At 39.1% G+C, this 15,247-nt stretch carries 14 protein-coding genes; 11 read left to right on the plus strand and 3 right to left on the minus strand.

The annotated features are described in order from the left end of the window. Positions 1 to 6: 6 nt before the first annotated feature. From ACUXZ4_RS03420 to purN, 4 genes are all read left to right on the plus strand, one after another. Positions 7 to 576, plus strand: a complete 570-nt coding sequence (locus ACUXZ4_RS03420; RefSeq protein WP_464973645.1) for a Crp/Fnr family transcriptional regulator — start codon at positions 7 to 9, stop codon at positions 574 to 576. A 73-nt stretch (positions 577 to 649) separates the two neighbouring features. Further along, complete coding sequence (gene dnaE / locus ACUXZ4_RS03425; protein WP_464973646.1) at positions 650 to 4,126, plus strand: DNA polymerase III subunit alpha; 3,477 nt, start codon at positions 650 to 652, stop codon at positions 4,124 to 4,126. Positions 4,127 to 4,215: 89 nt separating this feature from the next. After that, positions 4,216 to 5,253 carry a phosphoribosylformylglycinamidine cyclo-ligase gene (purM, locus tag ACUXZ4_RS03430; protein ID WP_464973647.1) on the plus strand — a complete coding sequence of 346 codons (1,038 nt, stop codon included), beginning with the start codon at positions 4,216 to 4,218 and terminating at the stop codon, positions 5,251 to 5,253. Positions 5,254 to 5,310: 57 nt separating this feature from the next. Next, complete coding sequence (purN, locus tag ACUXZ4_RS03435; protein WP_464973648.1) at positions 5,311 to 5,949, plus strand: phosphoribosylglycinamide formyltransferase; 639 nt, start codon at positions 5,311 to 5,313, stop codon at positions 5,947 to 5,949. A 30-nt stretch (positions 5,950 to 5,979) separates the two neighbouring features. On the opposite strand, the gene ACUXZ4_RS03440 is transcribed toward purN, so the two are convergent. Next, positions 5,980 to 6,315: a helix-hairpin-helix domain-containing protein gene (locus tag ACUXZ4_RS03440; RefSeq protein ID WP_464973649.1), complete on the minus strand. Its 336-nt coding sequence runs from the start codon at positions 6,313 to 6,315 to the stop codon at positions 5,980 to 5,982. A 247-nt stretch (positions 6,316 to 6,562) separates the two neighbouring features. On the opposite strand from ACUXZ4_RS03440, the gene ACUXZ4_RS03445 reads away from it, so the two are divergent. Genes ACUXZ4_RS03445 through ACUXZ4_RS03455 form a run of 3 tightly spaced genes read left to right on the plus strand, consistent with a single transcriptional unit; the run spans position 6,563 to position 8,284 of the window. Continuing rightward, entirely contained in the window at positions 6,563 to 7,669 is a 1,107-nt protein-coding gene (locus ACUXZ4_RS03445; RefSeq protein WP_464973650.1) for a transglutaminase-like domain-containing protein, read from the plus strand. After that, the gene (locus ACUXZ4_RS03450) at positions 7,644 to 7,997 is read left to right on the plus strand and encodes a hypothetical protein (protein WP_464973651.1); all 354 of its coding nucleotides are present in this window, start codon (positions 7,644 to 7,646) and stop codon (positions 7,995 to 7,997) included. Before ACUXZ4_RS03445 ends, ACUXZ4_RS03450 begins: the two co-directional genes overlap by 26 nt. Further along, on the plus strand, positions 7,994 to 8,284 hold the full coding sequence (locus ACUXZ4_RS03455) for a heavy-metal-associated domain-containing protein (protein ID WP_464973652.1): 291 nt from the start codon (positions 7,994 to 7,996) through the stop codon (positions 8,282 to 8,284). Before ACUXZ4_RS03450 ends, ACUXZ4_RS03455 begins: the two co-directional genes overlap by 4 nt. Positions 8,285 to 8,353: 69 nt before the next feature. Here ACUXZ4_RS03455 and gltS read toward each other — a convergent pair whose 3' ends face one another. Further along, positions 8,354 to 9,532 carry a sodium/glutamate symporter gene (gltS, locus tag ACUXZ4_RS03460; RefSeq protein WP_464973653.1) on the minus strand — a complete coding sequence of 393 codons (1,179 nt, stop codon included), beginning with the start codon at positions 9,530 to 9,532 and terminating at the stop codon, positions 8,354 to 8,356. 1 nt (position 9,533) lies between these two features. Continuing rightward, on the minus strand, positions 9,534 to 10,220 hold the full coding sequence (locus tag ACUXZ4_RS03465) for an RraA family protein (protein ID WP_464973654.1): 687 nt from the start codon (positions 10,218 to 10,220) through the stop codon (positions 9,534 to 9,536). Between the two features lie 114 nt (positions 10,221 to 10,334). On the opposite strand from ACUXZ4_RS03465, the gene ACUXZ4_RS03470 reads away from it, so the two are divergent. The 4 genes from ACUXZ4_RS03470 to ACUXZ4_RS03485 all read left to right on the plus strand — a co-directional run bounded on the left by ACUXZ4_RS03470 (position 10,335) and on the right by ACUXZ4_RS03485 (position 15,243). Beyond that, entirely contained in the window at positions 10,335 to 11,282 is a 948-nt protein-coding gene (locus tag ACUXZ4_RS03470) for a LysR family transcriptional regulator (RefSeq protein ID WP_464973655.1), read from the plus strand. Between the two features lie 120 nt (positions 11,283 to 11,402). Beyond that, positions 11,403 to 13,985 (plus strand): leucine--tRNA ligase, encoded by a 2,583-nt coding sequence (gene leuS, locus ACUXZ4_RS03475; RefSeq protein ID WP_464973656.1) that lies wholly within the window; start codon positions 11,403 to 11,405, stop codon positions 13,983 to 13,985. 53 nt (positions 13,986 to 14,038) lie between these two features. Next, positions 14,039 to 14,737, plus strand: coding sequence for a DUF8095 domain-containing protein (locus tag ACUXZ4_RS03480; protein ID WP_464973657.1), 699 nt, complete (start codon positions 14,039 to 14,041; stop codon positions 14,735 to 14,737). A gap of 11 nt (positions 14,738 to 14,748) precedes the next feature. Continuing rightward, positions 14,749 to 15,243 (plus strand): LPS-assembly lipoprotein LptE, encoded by a 495-nt coding sequence (locus tag ACUXZ4_RS03485; RefSeq protein WP_464973658.1) that lies wholly within the window; start codon positions 14,749 to 14,751, stop codon positions 15,241 to 15,243. Positions 15,244 to 15,247: the final 4 nt, after the last annotated feature.

Genomic DNA, 15,247 nt, shown 5'->3' on the forward strand with positions numbered 1-15,247 from the left:
GACAGTATGGATGCGATTGAATTACTTCAGCCTGAGAACTTAATTAATTGTCAATTAACACATATTCATCTTGATAAAGGACTCATTGTGTACTCCCAAGGGGAGCAAGCACAGGATTTTTATTATCTTAAAAGCGGGTTAATTGGTCTTTATCATATGCTGGAAAATGGTAAAGAAAGTTTAGTTCGCCTTTATCAACATCATCAATATTTTGGTTTCCGTACTTTCTTTGGTGATCATTTTTATCATTGTACTGCCCGTATTTTGCAACCTGCGGAAATTATTCGTATTAAACCGCAAGATTTACCGCAGTTTCTGTCAAAAAATCCGCATTTAGCCACGTTTTTGATTAAACAATTAGCCATTGAATTACAGGATGCAGAGCATCGTTTATCACAGGTTTCTTATCAGCGTAGCACTGAACGTATCGCTTCGAGTATTCGTTTTTTAACAGATAATTACCCCAATTATCATTGGACTTATCGTGAAATTGCTGAATTTGCTGGTTGTGAGACAGAAACTGCCATTCGTATTAGTCGTAAGTTAAAAAGCCAAGGTCTGTTACAGAATGATTAACTGAGCGAGATACTCGACCGAGTTTTAAAATCTCGCTAAAATAGACCGCACTTTTTATTTTCAAGGAATAAGCATGTCATCCCCTCGTTTCGTTCATCTTCGTACTCACAGTGATTTTTCTATGATCAATGGTATTGCCAAAGTGAAACCATTGGTAAAAGCCTGTGTGCAAAATCAAATGGTTGCCTTGGGAATAACGGATTTTACGAATTTTTGTGGGTTAGTGCGTTTTTATGGCGAAGCCTTGAGTTCTGGCGTTAAACCTATTGTTGGTGCCGATGTATTAGTAAAAAGTGCATTATGCGGTGATGAATTATTTGAATTAACCTTGTTAGCTAAAAATAATGAGGGTTATAAAAATATAACGCTTTTATTATCAAAGGCTTACCAGCGAGGTTATGATGACTTGCCCTATATTGATCAAGAATGGCTTGCTGAATTGCGAGAGGGCATTATTGTGCTTTCTGGTGGGCGAAATGGTGATATTGGCAAAAAACTATTAAAATCAAATGCTGCTGATGTCACAAGTGCGGTGCATTTTTATCAAGAATTTTTCCCTGACCATTTTTATTTAACCCTATCCCGAATTGGTCATCCTGAAGATGAGATTTATATTCAAGCAGCGTTGGAGTTAGCCAAAACCCACCAAATTCCCGTTGTCGCTACCAACGATGTGTTGTTTTTACAACCGAGCGATTTTGAAGCTCATGAAATTCGGGTGGCAATTCATGATGGTTATACCTTGGATGATCCAAAACGCCCGAAGCGCTATACCACGCAACAATATTTCCGTTCTGAGCAAGAAATGTGCGATTTGTTCGCGGACATTCCTTCTGCGTTGGAAAATAGTTTGTTAATTGCGCAACGTTGCAATGTAACCATTCGTCTAGGCGAGTATTTCTTGCCACAATTCCCAACAGGTGAACTGAGCACTGAAGATTTCTTGATTAAAAAAGCGAAAGAGGGATTAGAAGAACGTTTATTAGTGCTCTTTCCTGATGAAAAAGTGCGGTTAGAAAAACGTAAAGAATATGATGATCGCTTGCAAGTGGAATTAGATGTGATTAACCAAATGGGTTTTCCTGGTTACTTTTTGATCGTGATGGAGTTTATCCAATGGTCGAAAGATAATGATATTCCGGTGGGACCAGGGCGTGGTTCTGGTGCGGGTTCTTTGGTGGCTTATGCGTTAAGAATTACCGATTTAGATCCCTTAGAATTTGATTTGCTATTTGAGCGTTTCTTGAATCCTGAACGTGTTTCCATGCCCGATTTTGATGTGGATTTCTGCATGGATGGGCGAGATCGCGTGATTGAACACGTGGCAGAAACCTATGGGCGTGGCGCGGTTTCACAGATTATTACCTTCGGAACCATGGCAGCGAAAGCGGTAATTCGAGATGTAGGGCGCGTGCTTGGGCATCCTTATGGCTTTGTGGATCGCATTTCTAAAATGATTCCACCGGATCCCGGCATGACTTTAGCCAAAGCCTTTGATGCTGAACCACAATTACAAGCAGCCTATGATGCAGATGAAGAGGTCAAAGCCTTAATAGACATGGCGCGTAAATTGGAAGGGGTGACACGAAATGCAGGGAAACATGCGGGGGGCGTAGTAATTTCGCCGACCTTAATTACGGATTTCTCACCACTTTATTGCGATTCTGAAGGGTTACATCCTGTTACGCATTTTGATAAAAATGACGTGGAATATGCGGGCTTAGTGAAGTTCGACTTCTTAGGTCTGCGCACGCTGACCATTATTAAATGGGCGTTAGATATGATCAATGCACGTTTAGCCAAAGAAGGAAAAAGTGCGGTGGATATTTCTGCAATTCCATTGGATGATCCTGATTCCTTTGCTTTATTGAAACGAGCTGAAACCACAGCGGTCTTCCAGTTGGAATCGCGCGGGATGAAAGATCTGATTAAACGCCTTCAACCTGACTGTTTTGAAGATATCATCGCTTTGGTGGCATTATTCCGCCCAGGTCCATTAGAATCGGGCATGGTGCAAAACTTTATTGACCGAAAACATGGGCATGAGCCAGTTGCTTATCCAGATCCTGAATATCAACACGAAAGTTTAAAACCTATTTTAGATCCAACCTATGGTGTAATTGTTTATCAAGAGCAAGTGATGCAAATTGCGCAAGAATTGGCAGGTTACACGCTTGGTGGAGCGGACTTGCTGCGACGTGCAATGGGTAAGAAAAAGCCAGAAGAAATGGCGGCTCAACGTGACATTTTTGAAGCAGGAGCGGTTAAAAAAGGAATAAAGGGCGATCTTGCGTTGAAAATCTTCGACTTGGTAGAAAAATTCGCAGGCTATGGCTTTAACAAATCGCACTCTGCAGCTTATGCTTTGGTGTCTTACCAAACACTTTGGTTGAAAACCCATTACCCTGCAGAGTTTATGGCAGCAGTAATGACCTCGGAGATGGATAACACTGATAAAATCGTTGGGCTTTATGATGAATGTTTGCGCATGGGATTAAAGGTGTTACCACCTGATATTAATTTGGGTAAACATCATTTTAGCGTTAACGAGAATGGCGAAATTGTTTATGGCATTGGTGCTATTAAAGGTGTGGGCGAAGGTCCAATTGAAGCCTTAGTTTCAGCACGTAACCGCGGTGGAATTTTTAAAGATTTATTTGATCTTTGTGCGCGTGTAGATTTGAAACAAATTAACCGCCGAACTTTTGAAAGTTTAATTAAATCAGGGGCATTTGATAAATTAGGTCCTCATCGCGCAGCATTGGCGAAGAATTTAGAAGACGCGTTACATTCCTCAAATCAATTTGCAAAAGATGAGGAAATTGGTCAGGCGGATATGTTTGGCGTGTTGACGGAAAGTCATGAAGATGTGGAACGTAAATACGCGAAAACGGCGCGATGGAGTGAAAAACAAATTTTAGAGGGCGAGCGTGAAACCCTTGGGCTTTATTTGAGTAGCCATCCGATCAGTCCTTATTTAAAAGAGCTTTCCCATTACAGCTCCTCACGTTTGGCAGATTTAACACCAAATCAAAGAGGCAAAACCAGCAAAGCCTGTGGCTTAATTATCGCTTCTCGATTTGCGGTAACCAAAAAAGGCAGTCGTTTGGGTATTGCGACCTTAGATGATCGTTCGGGCAAACTCGATATTACGTTATTTGCCGAAGCGTTGGAAAAATATGGTGAGAAACTACAAAAAGATGCCATTGTTATTGTTTCAGGACAAGTGAGTTTTGATGAGTTTACCCAAGGCTTGCGAATGTCTGTCCGCGAATTAGAAACCTTAGACGAAGCGCGCAGCCGATATGCGAAGAGTCTGGCACTAAGTATAAAACAAGCGCAAATTACACCGCACTTTATCCGACAATTAAAGGATATTATTGAGCCTTATAGTGGTGGAACCATTCCGATTAATATGTATTACGACAGTCCAAAAGGGCGAGCTTTGCTGAAATTAGGTGTGCAATGGAGTATTCATCCTCAAGATGAATTGCTTTCTGCTTTGGTGGACTTGCTTGGTGATAACGCAGTGGAATTGGAGTTTGAGTAAAATAGCTTGAATGTACAACATAAAACTATCGCAAACGATTACGTAACCTTGTATAATACGCAAAATTTTGAACTGTAAAGGACAGAACTGTGAGCAAACAATCTTTAAGTTATAAAGACGCTGGTGTAGATATTAATGCTGGCAATGAACTGGTTGAACGTATCAAACCGCACGTTAAACGTACTACTCGCCCTGAAGTGATTGGCGGATTAGGTGGCTTCGGTGCATTATGTGCTTTGCCAACTAAATATAAAGAACCAATTTTAGTTTCAGGCACTGATGGTGTGGGTACTAAATTACGTTTAGCGATTGATTTGAAAAAACATGATACCATCGGCATTGATTTAGTTGCTATGTGCGTGAATGACTTGGTTGTACAAGGTGCTGAACCTTTATTCTTCCTTGATTATTATGCAACCGGGAAATTAGAAGTGGATGTAGCTTCTGATGTGGTAAAAGGCATTGCTGAAGGCTGTGTTCAATCTGGTTGTGCATTAGTTGGTGGTGAAACTGCTGAAATGCCGGGTATGTATCACGAAGGTGACTATGACTTAGCAGGTTTTTGTGTTGGCGTGGTAGAAAAATCAAAAATTTTAGATGGTTCTAAAGTGCAATCAGGCGATGCGTTAATTGCATTGGCGTCTAGCGGTCCACATTCTAATGGTTATTCTTTAGTTCGCAAAGTGATTGAAGTAGCAGGCGTTAATCCTGCAACAGAACAATTAGCGGGTAAACCTTTGGCTGAGCAAGTGCTTGCACCAACCAAAATTTATGTGAAATCTGTTTTAGAATTAATTGAAAATGTTGATGTTCACGCGATTGCGCATTTAACCGGTGGTGGTTTCTGGGAAAATATCCCTCGCGTATTACCAGATAACGTGAAAGCAGTGATTAATGAGAAAAGCTGGGAATGGCAACCTGTTTTCAAATGGTTACAAGAAAAAGGCAATATCGAAACCTATGAAATGTATCGCACATTTAACTGTGGTGTTGGTATGGTTATTGCATTACCACAAGCAGATGTGGAGAAAGCATTATCTGTATTGCGTGCAGCAGGTGAAGACGCTTGGTTAATTGGTCAAGTTGAGCCATTAAACGCAGGCGAGAAACAAGTTATTATTGCTTAATTAAATATAGGGTGAGTGATTTATAGATATGGCTCACCCTATTTTTATGTAAATTTTATGAAAAAAATTGTTATTTTAATTTCTGGAACGGGCATTAACTTACAAGCCATTATGGACGCTTGTGAAACCAAAATGATCAATGCCGAAATTTGCGCGGTGATCAGTAATAAAGCGGGTGTACTAGGTTTAGAAAGAGCAAAAACTGCAAAAATTCCCACCGCAGTTTTTGAGCGTAAAGATTATGACAATAATCTTGAAATGGATAAGGCGATTGCTGATTATATTGATCATCTTGAGGCGGATTTAATTGTCTTAGCTGGTTATATGAAAATCTTGACCTCGGCATTTACTCAACGTTTTGACGGAAAAATTCTAAATATTCATCCTTCACTTCTGCCAAAATATCCGGGGTTAAATACCTATCAGCGTGCATTAGAGGCGGGCGATACTGAACATGGCACGACAGTTCATTTTGTGAATGAAGAAGTGGATGGTGGCGCAATTGTTTTGCAAGCCAAAGTACCTATTTTTCCAGAAGATACAGTTGAAGACATTGAACAACGGGTCAAAATTCAAGAAACGCAAATTTATCCATTGGTGGTTAAGTGGTTTGTAGATGATCGTTTACAACAAATTAATGGTAAAGCTTATTTGGATAATCAACAGCTACCAGATAACGGTTATGCTAATGAATAAAAAATGGCGGTTATTCCGCCATTTTGTTTTTTAGAACACAATACGATCTCTATTTTTTTCTAATGTGGCTTTGCCAATACCTTGAACTTCAAGTAACTGTTCTGCTGCGGTAAAAGCGCCATGCTTCTCACGATATTGCACAATGGCTTCAGCTTTCTTTGCTCCAATACCAAGCAATGCTTTTTGAATTTCACTTGCAGTTGCTGTGTTAATATTCAGCTTTTCTCCAACGACAATGGGCATTTCTGTTTTCACTGCGCTATTGGATTCAGAATTTGCCGTCTGAGTTTCTGCAAACAAGGATTGGCTATTTAATAAGGTTCCCAATAAAATGGCAGAACCTAATAAGGTTTTGATTAATTTCATAGATTTTTTCCTTTCATTAATATAGAACTGTTGAGTTTGCTCAACGAGGTTACTTTTGTCGAAGGCATAAAATCTTGCAATTATTTCACCGCACTTTTGGAATTTACATCACAAAAGGAAACAAAATTTCGTCAAAAATAGCACTTTCTATTTTGCTGATTTGAGCGTATGCTTAAAACATATTTTCTTACTGCGAGAAAGTATAAAAATATAGCAAGTTTGTTTATTTATCACATGGAGTTTTCCTATGAAAAAATGGTTTTTATCCACCGCACTTTTATGTGCACCTCTCTTTGTGCAAGCGGATACGCTTCCAAATTATCACACGACTTCACATAAATATGAATTAACACAAAATTATGATCTCCAAGTGCCGAAAGGATCACAAGGCGAAATGAAATTATGGGTGCCTTTGCCTTTTAATAATGAATATCAAGAAGTGGAGTCCATTCAGTTTGAAGGCAATTATCAGCAGGCTTATATTACAGAAAATAATGCCTATGGTGCGAAAACCTTATTTGCAACTTGGGATAAAAATGCGGATAAACGTGAATTAAAAGTGACTTTGTTAGTGCAGACGAAAGATCGCGAACCTATGTTACAAAAGGCGTTATCTGCTTATCAAACACCAGAAAAAATTACTTATCCTGTTGATGTGTTGCCTTATTTACAAGCAACGGATCATATAAAAACTGACGGTATTGTTAAGCAATATGCCGATAAAATTGTCGGTACTGAAACGAATCCATTGAAAAAAGCGGAATTGATTCATCGTTGGATTGTGAACAATATGGAACGTGATAATTCAGTGTTAGGTTGCGGTGATGGAGATGTAGAAAAAATTCTTACCACAGGCGTACTAAAAGGTAAATGTACGGATATTAATTCTGTCTTTGTTGCTTTGGCTCGCGCTTCGGGAATTCCTGCTCGAGAAGTGTTTGGTATCCGTTTAGGTCAAGCGATAAAAATGGGGAAATATTCAAAAGGGGCTTTTGGGAAAGCAGATGATAAAGGTGTTGCTGATGTCAGAGGTGGACAACATTGCCGCGCAGAATTTTATTTAGCGGGTTTTGGTTGGGTGCCAGTGGATTCTGCTGATGTAGCTAAAATGCGTTTAGCAGAGAAAAAAGCGGTACAAGATCCTGATGTGCAGCAAGTGGCGAATTATTTATTTGGTAACTGGGAAATGAACTGGATTGGCTTTAATTATGCGCGTGATTTCGATCTTTTCCCGTTACCAGAAATCGCACCATTAAATAATTTTGGCTATCCTTATGCAGAAATTGGCGGTGACCCATTAAATTCATTCGATCCAAAAGAGTTCAAATATGAATTTATCTCAAAACAACGCTAATCGACGTTTTATTGTAAGCTGTGTTACTGCTGTCGTTGCAGCAGTAACTTCAACCCTGTGTTGTATTGGACCGCTCATTTACTTATTATTTGGCGTTTCTTCCACGTGGTTGATTGGGTTTGGCGAATATGAATATTTACGTATTCCCATGCTAATTCTCTCTTTGGGGGCTTTTGGCTACGGCTTTTGGTTATTGGTATTTTCTAAGCGCATTATTTGTACTAAATACCTTCCGCATCGCCAATTGTTAGTCTTATATTGGATAATGTTTATCGTTATTTTATTTTTCTTACTGTACCCGACAATTTTACCTTGGTTTTTAGAATGAAAAAATTAATTCAACTGCTCACAATGTGGGGCTTGCTTATTGGTTCTGTCCAAGCCACTACGTTACAAAATGATGAGAAAAAAGTGGTTATGCATATTAAAGAAATGACGTGCCAACTTTGCGTTTACTTGGTGAACAAAGAACTACGAAATGTGGAAGGCGTGCTGCATACCAAAGCAAATATTAAAGAACGAAATGTGAATATTCTCGCTAAAAATTCCGTTGATAATGAAAGCCTAAAACAAGCCATTTATAAGCTCAACTATTCCGCAGAGATTGTAGAGTAGGGAAAAGTGCGGTACATTTTCGGTGAGTTTTTATATGTGAAAAAAGGGAGCTTTATGCTCCCTTTTAAGTTATTTGAATAGGTTAATAAATAATGTAATGATTAATGGATTACTGATATTGATAAAGATAACAGTAATTACAGGCAATATAAACCAAGCAGTTGGTGCGGGACCGTTTTTCTCAATAACTGCTGCCATATTTGCCATCGCATTTGGCGTTTGACCTAAACCAACGCCGCAATGTCCTGCTGCCATAACTGCAGCATTATAATTGCCACCCATTGTACGGAATGTGATGAAATATGCCCATAGCATCATTACCACAGCTTGCGCAATGAGGATCACAATCATTGGGAGTGCGAGATCTAATAATTTATTGATATTTAATGTCATTAATGCCATTGATAAGAATAAATTAAGTGAAATATCGCCAATCACATCAATTTCTTTCATTCTAATTTTTAGAATATTTAAATCTGCGATATTACGAATGATTGCACCGCCAAATAAACAGCCCACATAGTATGGGAATGTTAATCCTGTCTTGTTTAATAAAATAGAAATATAGGATCCTATCAATGCAGCAATTAAAATCATTACGACACTATTGAACATATTTTTACTGTTTAGCTCAAAGATTTCTGATTTCTTTTGATTATCATCAGCGAGATCTTCACTTTTCAGATTATGTTTTGCGATTAAACGTTTAGCAACAGGTCCACCAATAATACTGCCTAATAGTAAACCAAAGGTTGCTGCAGCGATACCTACGGTTGTTCCACCTTCTGCACCAAATGATTCTAGCGTTGGACCAAATGCTGCACCAGATCCAATACCACCTGACATTGAAATAGAACCCATTGCAACACCTAGTAGTTTATTTAAACCAAAGAGTGAAGCTAAACCTACACCAACAAGATTTTGAACAAAGAGGAATAATACTGCGCCAATAGCAAGAATAGCACCTAAACGCCCACTCTTTTTCATTACATTAATACTGCAAGTAAAGCCAGTACAAGTAAAGAAGAGGTTCATAAAGAAATTTTGTAAAGTTCCAGTTAACTTAATCTCAAATAAGCCTAATTTTAAGACTATAAATGTGAGAAAACTAAATATTAATCCACCAATAACTGGTGCTGGAATAAAATAGATTTGAAAGAACCGCACTTTTGTTTTGATATAGCTACCTAATAAAAATACAATTGCGGCTAAACCTACGGTTTGTAATAGATCAAAAGTAATAGTCATATTATGCTTCCTCAATAAACTCGCATTGGCTATCGGCTAATTTTTTATGTAACCAACTTAGATTTAATTTTTTATGTGTTCGGATTTCATCTAACATTTGTTTTTCTTTTTCGATAATTTCTTTAGAACGAACTAAAACGGTATCTAGATATTCTGGTTTAATCGCGATTACACCATTTTCATCGCCAACGAGAATATCGCCAGGACAAATGGTTTTTCCTGCAATATTGACGGGTACATTGATTTCTCCTGGACCATTTTTATATGGACCATTTGGATTTGTTGCGCACGCAAAAACGGGTAAGCCAATATCACTCACATCTTGTTTATCACGAATTGCGCCATATACGACAATACCTGCTATGCCCCGTTGTTTCGCATATTCAACCATAATCTCTCCACAAAGAGCTCTGCCTGTATATCCTTCCCCATCAACTACGATGACATCGCCAGCTTTAGCGTTTTCAATCGCATAATAAAATAGCAGATTATCACCTGCTGGTACACGCACAGTATAAGCGCTACCTAATAAGCGGTTTTTGCTTGTTGCAAACATATTATTTGAACAGCAAGCAGTACGATTTGAGCTGTCACCTAGAATAGTGACAGGAATGCTACGCAGCTGTTCAATTTTGTCTTTTTCAACTCTTGAAAAGTCTTTCACAATTTTAAAACCAGGATTTTGCATTTTTTTCTCCACTATTTACTTAAAATCGGCTTAAAAATAGCAAGCTTGTAAATTATAGTAAAACGAATATTTTAGATATATAATATCGATATATTCGATATTTTCGGAGGGGATATGACATTTGATCAGATAAAAACCTTTTTAACTGTTGTTGAATTTGGCAATATTTCAGCCGCTTCTGACAGTTTGTTTGTCACCCAATCAACAATCAGTAGTCGCTTACAATCTTTAGAGCAAGAATTAGATGTTTGTTTAATGGTGCGCAGTAAAGGAATAAGAAATATTGAATTAACTTCCCAAGGGAAAGCGTTTGTTCCCATTGCTCAGCAATGGATGTCTTTGTGGAAAGATACGAGGCAATTACAGCAAATACAGGATATTAAAACGTTAAATATTGGTAGTGTAGATTTAGTGAATAATTTTACTTTTGTACCATTCTTTCAGCGTTACGCGACAGAGCATCCAAATGTTAAATTGGGTATTCATACCTTTCATTCTTCTGAAATTCATAATTTAGTCGAAAGTCGGCAAATGGATATTGGGTTTGTTTTTAGTCAGATGAAATATAACGACATTATTTCTAAGCCTGTTTATCGTGAGCAGATGTACTTGATTTGTAACAAAAATAGCCCTTATTATGATTTTATTCATCCAAATGAATTGTCTGTGAAAAATGAGATATTTCTTGCATGGGGACCTGATTTTCGACAATGGCATGATGCGCATTGGAGTCCTTATGAACACCCATTTATTACTGTGAATACCGGCTCATTAATCTCAAGATATTTAACAAAAAAAGAGCATTGGGCGATTGCTCCTATGTCGCTAGTTTCTTTTTTACGCCAATATTTAGATATTTCTTGCTATCGAATCCAAGAACCACCAACTCCGCGAGTGTGCTATCAACTCACCCATCGTTACGCTAAACCGAGCTATATTGAGACTATTAACCAATTTGAACAATCATTACAAAATTTTATCAATTCCAATGATAATATTTGCCGTTTTGAGCCATGGATGTTTGAAAGCAATGAATTAGCGAAAGAGCCAATTTTATTTTAGTCGATTAAATCAGCAAAATTACTTGAAGCTTAATGCAATTTTTACGATTTTAGGCTATCCTATACCACATTTTCTAATTTAGTTTTTTACCGCAAGTGCGGTTAAATTTAAGGTGATTTTATGCAACAACAATATAATCCAAGCGAAATTGAACCTCGCATTCAGCAATTTTGGGCTGAAAACAAGGTGTTCAAAGCGATTAAAGATACTTCAAAAGAGAAATACTATTGTCTTTCTATGTTCCCGTATCCGTCAGGTCGTCTGCATATGGGACACGTGCGTAACTACACCATTGGCGATGTGATTTCTCGCTACCAACGAATGAACGGGAAAAATGTGTTGCAACCAATGGGTTGGGATGCGTTCGGTTTGCCTGCGGAAGGGGCAGCGATTAAAAACAAAACTGCACCAGCAAAATGGACATACGAAAACATTGCCTATATGAAGAAACAGTTGCAATCCTTAGGTTTTGGCTTCGACTGGGATCGTGAAATTGCCACCTGCAAACCTGATTACTACAAATGGGAACAGTGGTTCTTTACCGAGTTGTATAAAAAAGGTTTAGTGTACAAAAAAACATCCACAGTAAACTGGTGTCCGAACGATGAAACCGTGTTGGCGAATGAACAAGTGCACGAAGGTTGTTGCTGGCGTTGTGATACGCCTGTGGAGCAAAAAGAAATTCCGCAATGGTTCATCAAAATCACGGATTACGCTGAACAACTTTTAGGTGATTTAGATCACCTTCCGAACTGGCCTGATCAAGTGAAAACGATGCAACGCAACTGGATCGGTCGCTCTGAAGGGGTGGAAATTACCTTTGATATTCAAGACAGCCAAGAAAAATTAGCGGTCTACACCACGCGTCCTGATACGTTCTTAGGTGTGAGCTATGTGGCAGTGGCAGCAGCGCATCCATTAGCAACTTTAGCAGCAGAAAATAATCCTGATTTAGCTCAATTTATTCAAGAATGCAAAAACACCAAAGTGGCAGAAGCCGAATTAGCCACAATGGAGAAAAAAGGAATGGCGACCGGTTTATACGCTATTCATCCACTCACAAAACAAGCGGTGCCAATTTGGGTGGCAAATTTTGTGTTAATGCACTACGGTACGGGTGCAGTAATGGCAGTGCCTGCACACGACCAGCGTGACTTTGAATTTGCACAAAAATACGATTTGCAAATTAAACAAGTGATCGCACCGCTTGATAACAGCGAGTGGGATTTCAGCCAAGCAGCCTTTACTGAATACGGTAAATTAGTAAATTCTGCGGAATTTGATGGCTTGGAATTTGACGGTGCATTCAACGCTATTGCGGATAAATTGACCGCACTAGGCGTGGGTAAACGCCAAGTGAATTTCCGCTTACGTGACTGGGGCGTGTCTCGCCAACGTTATTGGGGGGCTCCAATTCCAATGCTAACCCTTGAAAATGGCGACGTAGTGCCAGCCCCAATCCAAGATTTACCGATTGTATTGCCTGAAGATGTGGTAATGGACGGCGTGAAGAGCCCAATCAAAGCCGATACAAATTGGGCGAAAACCACTTACAACGGACAACCTGCGTTAAAAGAAACGGACACTTTCGACACCTTTATGGAGTCGTCTTGGTATTATGCACGCTACACCAGCCCACAATATCAACAAGGTATGTTAGACAGCGAAGAAGCGAATTACTGGTTGCCAGTGGATCAATATATCGGCGGTATCGAACACGCTACAATGCACTTGCTCTACTTCCGTTTCTTCCACAAATTGTTGCGTGATGCGGGTTTAGTCAGCAGTGATGAACCAGCGGATAAATTACTCTGTCAAGGTATGGTGCTTGCTGATGCATTTTACTACACCAGCCCAACTAACGAACGTATTTGGGTCAGCCCAACGGAAGTGACTCTTGAGCGTGATGAAAAAGGCCGTATCGTCAAAGCCTTTGATAAAGAAGGACGTGAGTTGGTGCATTCGGGTATGACCAAAATGTCCAAATCGAAAAACAACGGTATCGATCCACAAGAAATGGTGGAAAAATACGGTGCGGACACGGTTCGTCTGTTTATGATGTTCGCTTCTCCGGCTGAAATGACGTTGGAATGGCAAGAATCAGGCGTGGAAGGGGCAAAACGCTTCTTAGGTCGTTTATGGAATTTAGCGTTTGAATACCAAAAAGATCCTGCAAAAACTGCGTTAGATCCAACCGCACTTTCAGCTGATCAGAAAAATCTTCGTCGTGAAGTGCATAAAACCATCGCTAAAGTGAGTGATGATATTGGTCGCCGTCAAACTTTCAACACTGCAATTGCAGCGATTATGGAGTTGATGAACAAATTGACCAAAGCACCACTTACAGGCGATCAAGATAAAGCGATTATGGCGGAAGCCTTAAGTGCTGTAGTGCGTATGCTTTACCCAATCACACCGCACATCTGCTTTGAATTGTGGAAAAATTTGGGCAACCAAGACAGCATCGACTTCGCACCTTGGGTGCAAGCCGATGAAAAAGCGATGGTGGAAGACGAAAAACTCGTCGTGGTTCAAGTAAATGGTAAAGTGCGTGGCAAAGTGACTGTGCCTGCGGATATGTCTGAAGAAGATATTAAAGCTGTGGCACTTGCTGATGTCAATGTACAGAAATTCCTTGAAGGTTTAACCATTGTGAAAACCATTTATGTGCCGGGCAAATTATTCAGCTTTGTAGCAAAATAATTTGTTAGAATGGGCAGGAAAAGCTCTTCCGCCCATTATTACGGGATATTGTTATGAATTGGCTTAGAACCGCAAAAATTAGCCTTATTTGCACCGCACTTTTAGGTTGTACGAGTGGTGTAGAGGAGTTTGAATGGCGCCCTTATAAAGATATTGATGGTGTCATCAAACAAATGCGTTTTGCAGAAGAAACAACTGCGATGGAATATGAGCAACCCGCAGAAAAACGCGATCTTACGCATTTTCAAGGTTATGCGGTAAGTCGTAATGAAGGTGTGGAACAACGCATTGGCTACCTTGCATTATTGCGTAATGCCGAGGGATATATGGCAACGATTTTTAATGTGCAAGGTCAATCCCTTAATCCTCAACGTCCTGATGATTTGGCAAACTTAGCGAAGGCAAAAATAGTTGATTTTTATGAGTTTGGGCAATTTCGATTAGGGCATGCGAGATTCAGTGGTAAACAAGCGGTTTGCCAAGATTTCAAGGGAAAAAATGGTGTAGATTTAATTATGACCACCAATTATTACCCTGAAAATAGCTTTACAGATTTTTATACAAGTTTAATCAATGTAAAATTGCATGCGCAGTCCGCACCAAAAGAAATTGGCTACACACCAAGTTTTACGGGTAATAATGATCGTTTGCAGCAGGAAATACGGACTTCGGAACAAAAAAAGGGTAAAAAAATAGCACAAGATAATGTGTTAGAAAAAGCCAGTATTTTATTTAATATTCTTTGTAAATAAAGGTTTAATCTATGTTAAAACAAGTTAAAGTCGCTTTTATCACTACGGGCATTTTATTACTAAGCGCTTGTGGTTTTCATTTCCAAAATGGGCAATTAGTACCAAAAAGTTTGCAAGTGATCAAACTAGAAAGTAGCGATCCTTATAGCGATATGTCATTAGCAATGCGCAAACAGCTACAAGTCAATAATATTACTGTAGTGGAACAAAATGATGTGCCTGTATTGCGTATTAATAAAATTGCTAGCAACGATAGCGTCGTTTCTGTATTTAAATATGGTCGTGAAGCAGAGAAAATGTTGTTTTTACAAGTTGAGGCAAGCGTGAAATTTCCGCATAAAGATGCTTATCCAATCTCTGTAAAAGTTAACCGCACTTTCTTTGATAACCCACGTGCAGCTTTGGCAAAATCAGCGGAAAAAGAGATTATTTTACGTGATATGAATGAGCAAGCTGCTCGTCAAATTATCAGCAAAATGGTAGCGTTACAGCACCAAGTTCAATAGTTAT

The organism is Reella acinonychis (assembly GCF_052828705.1).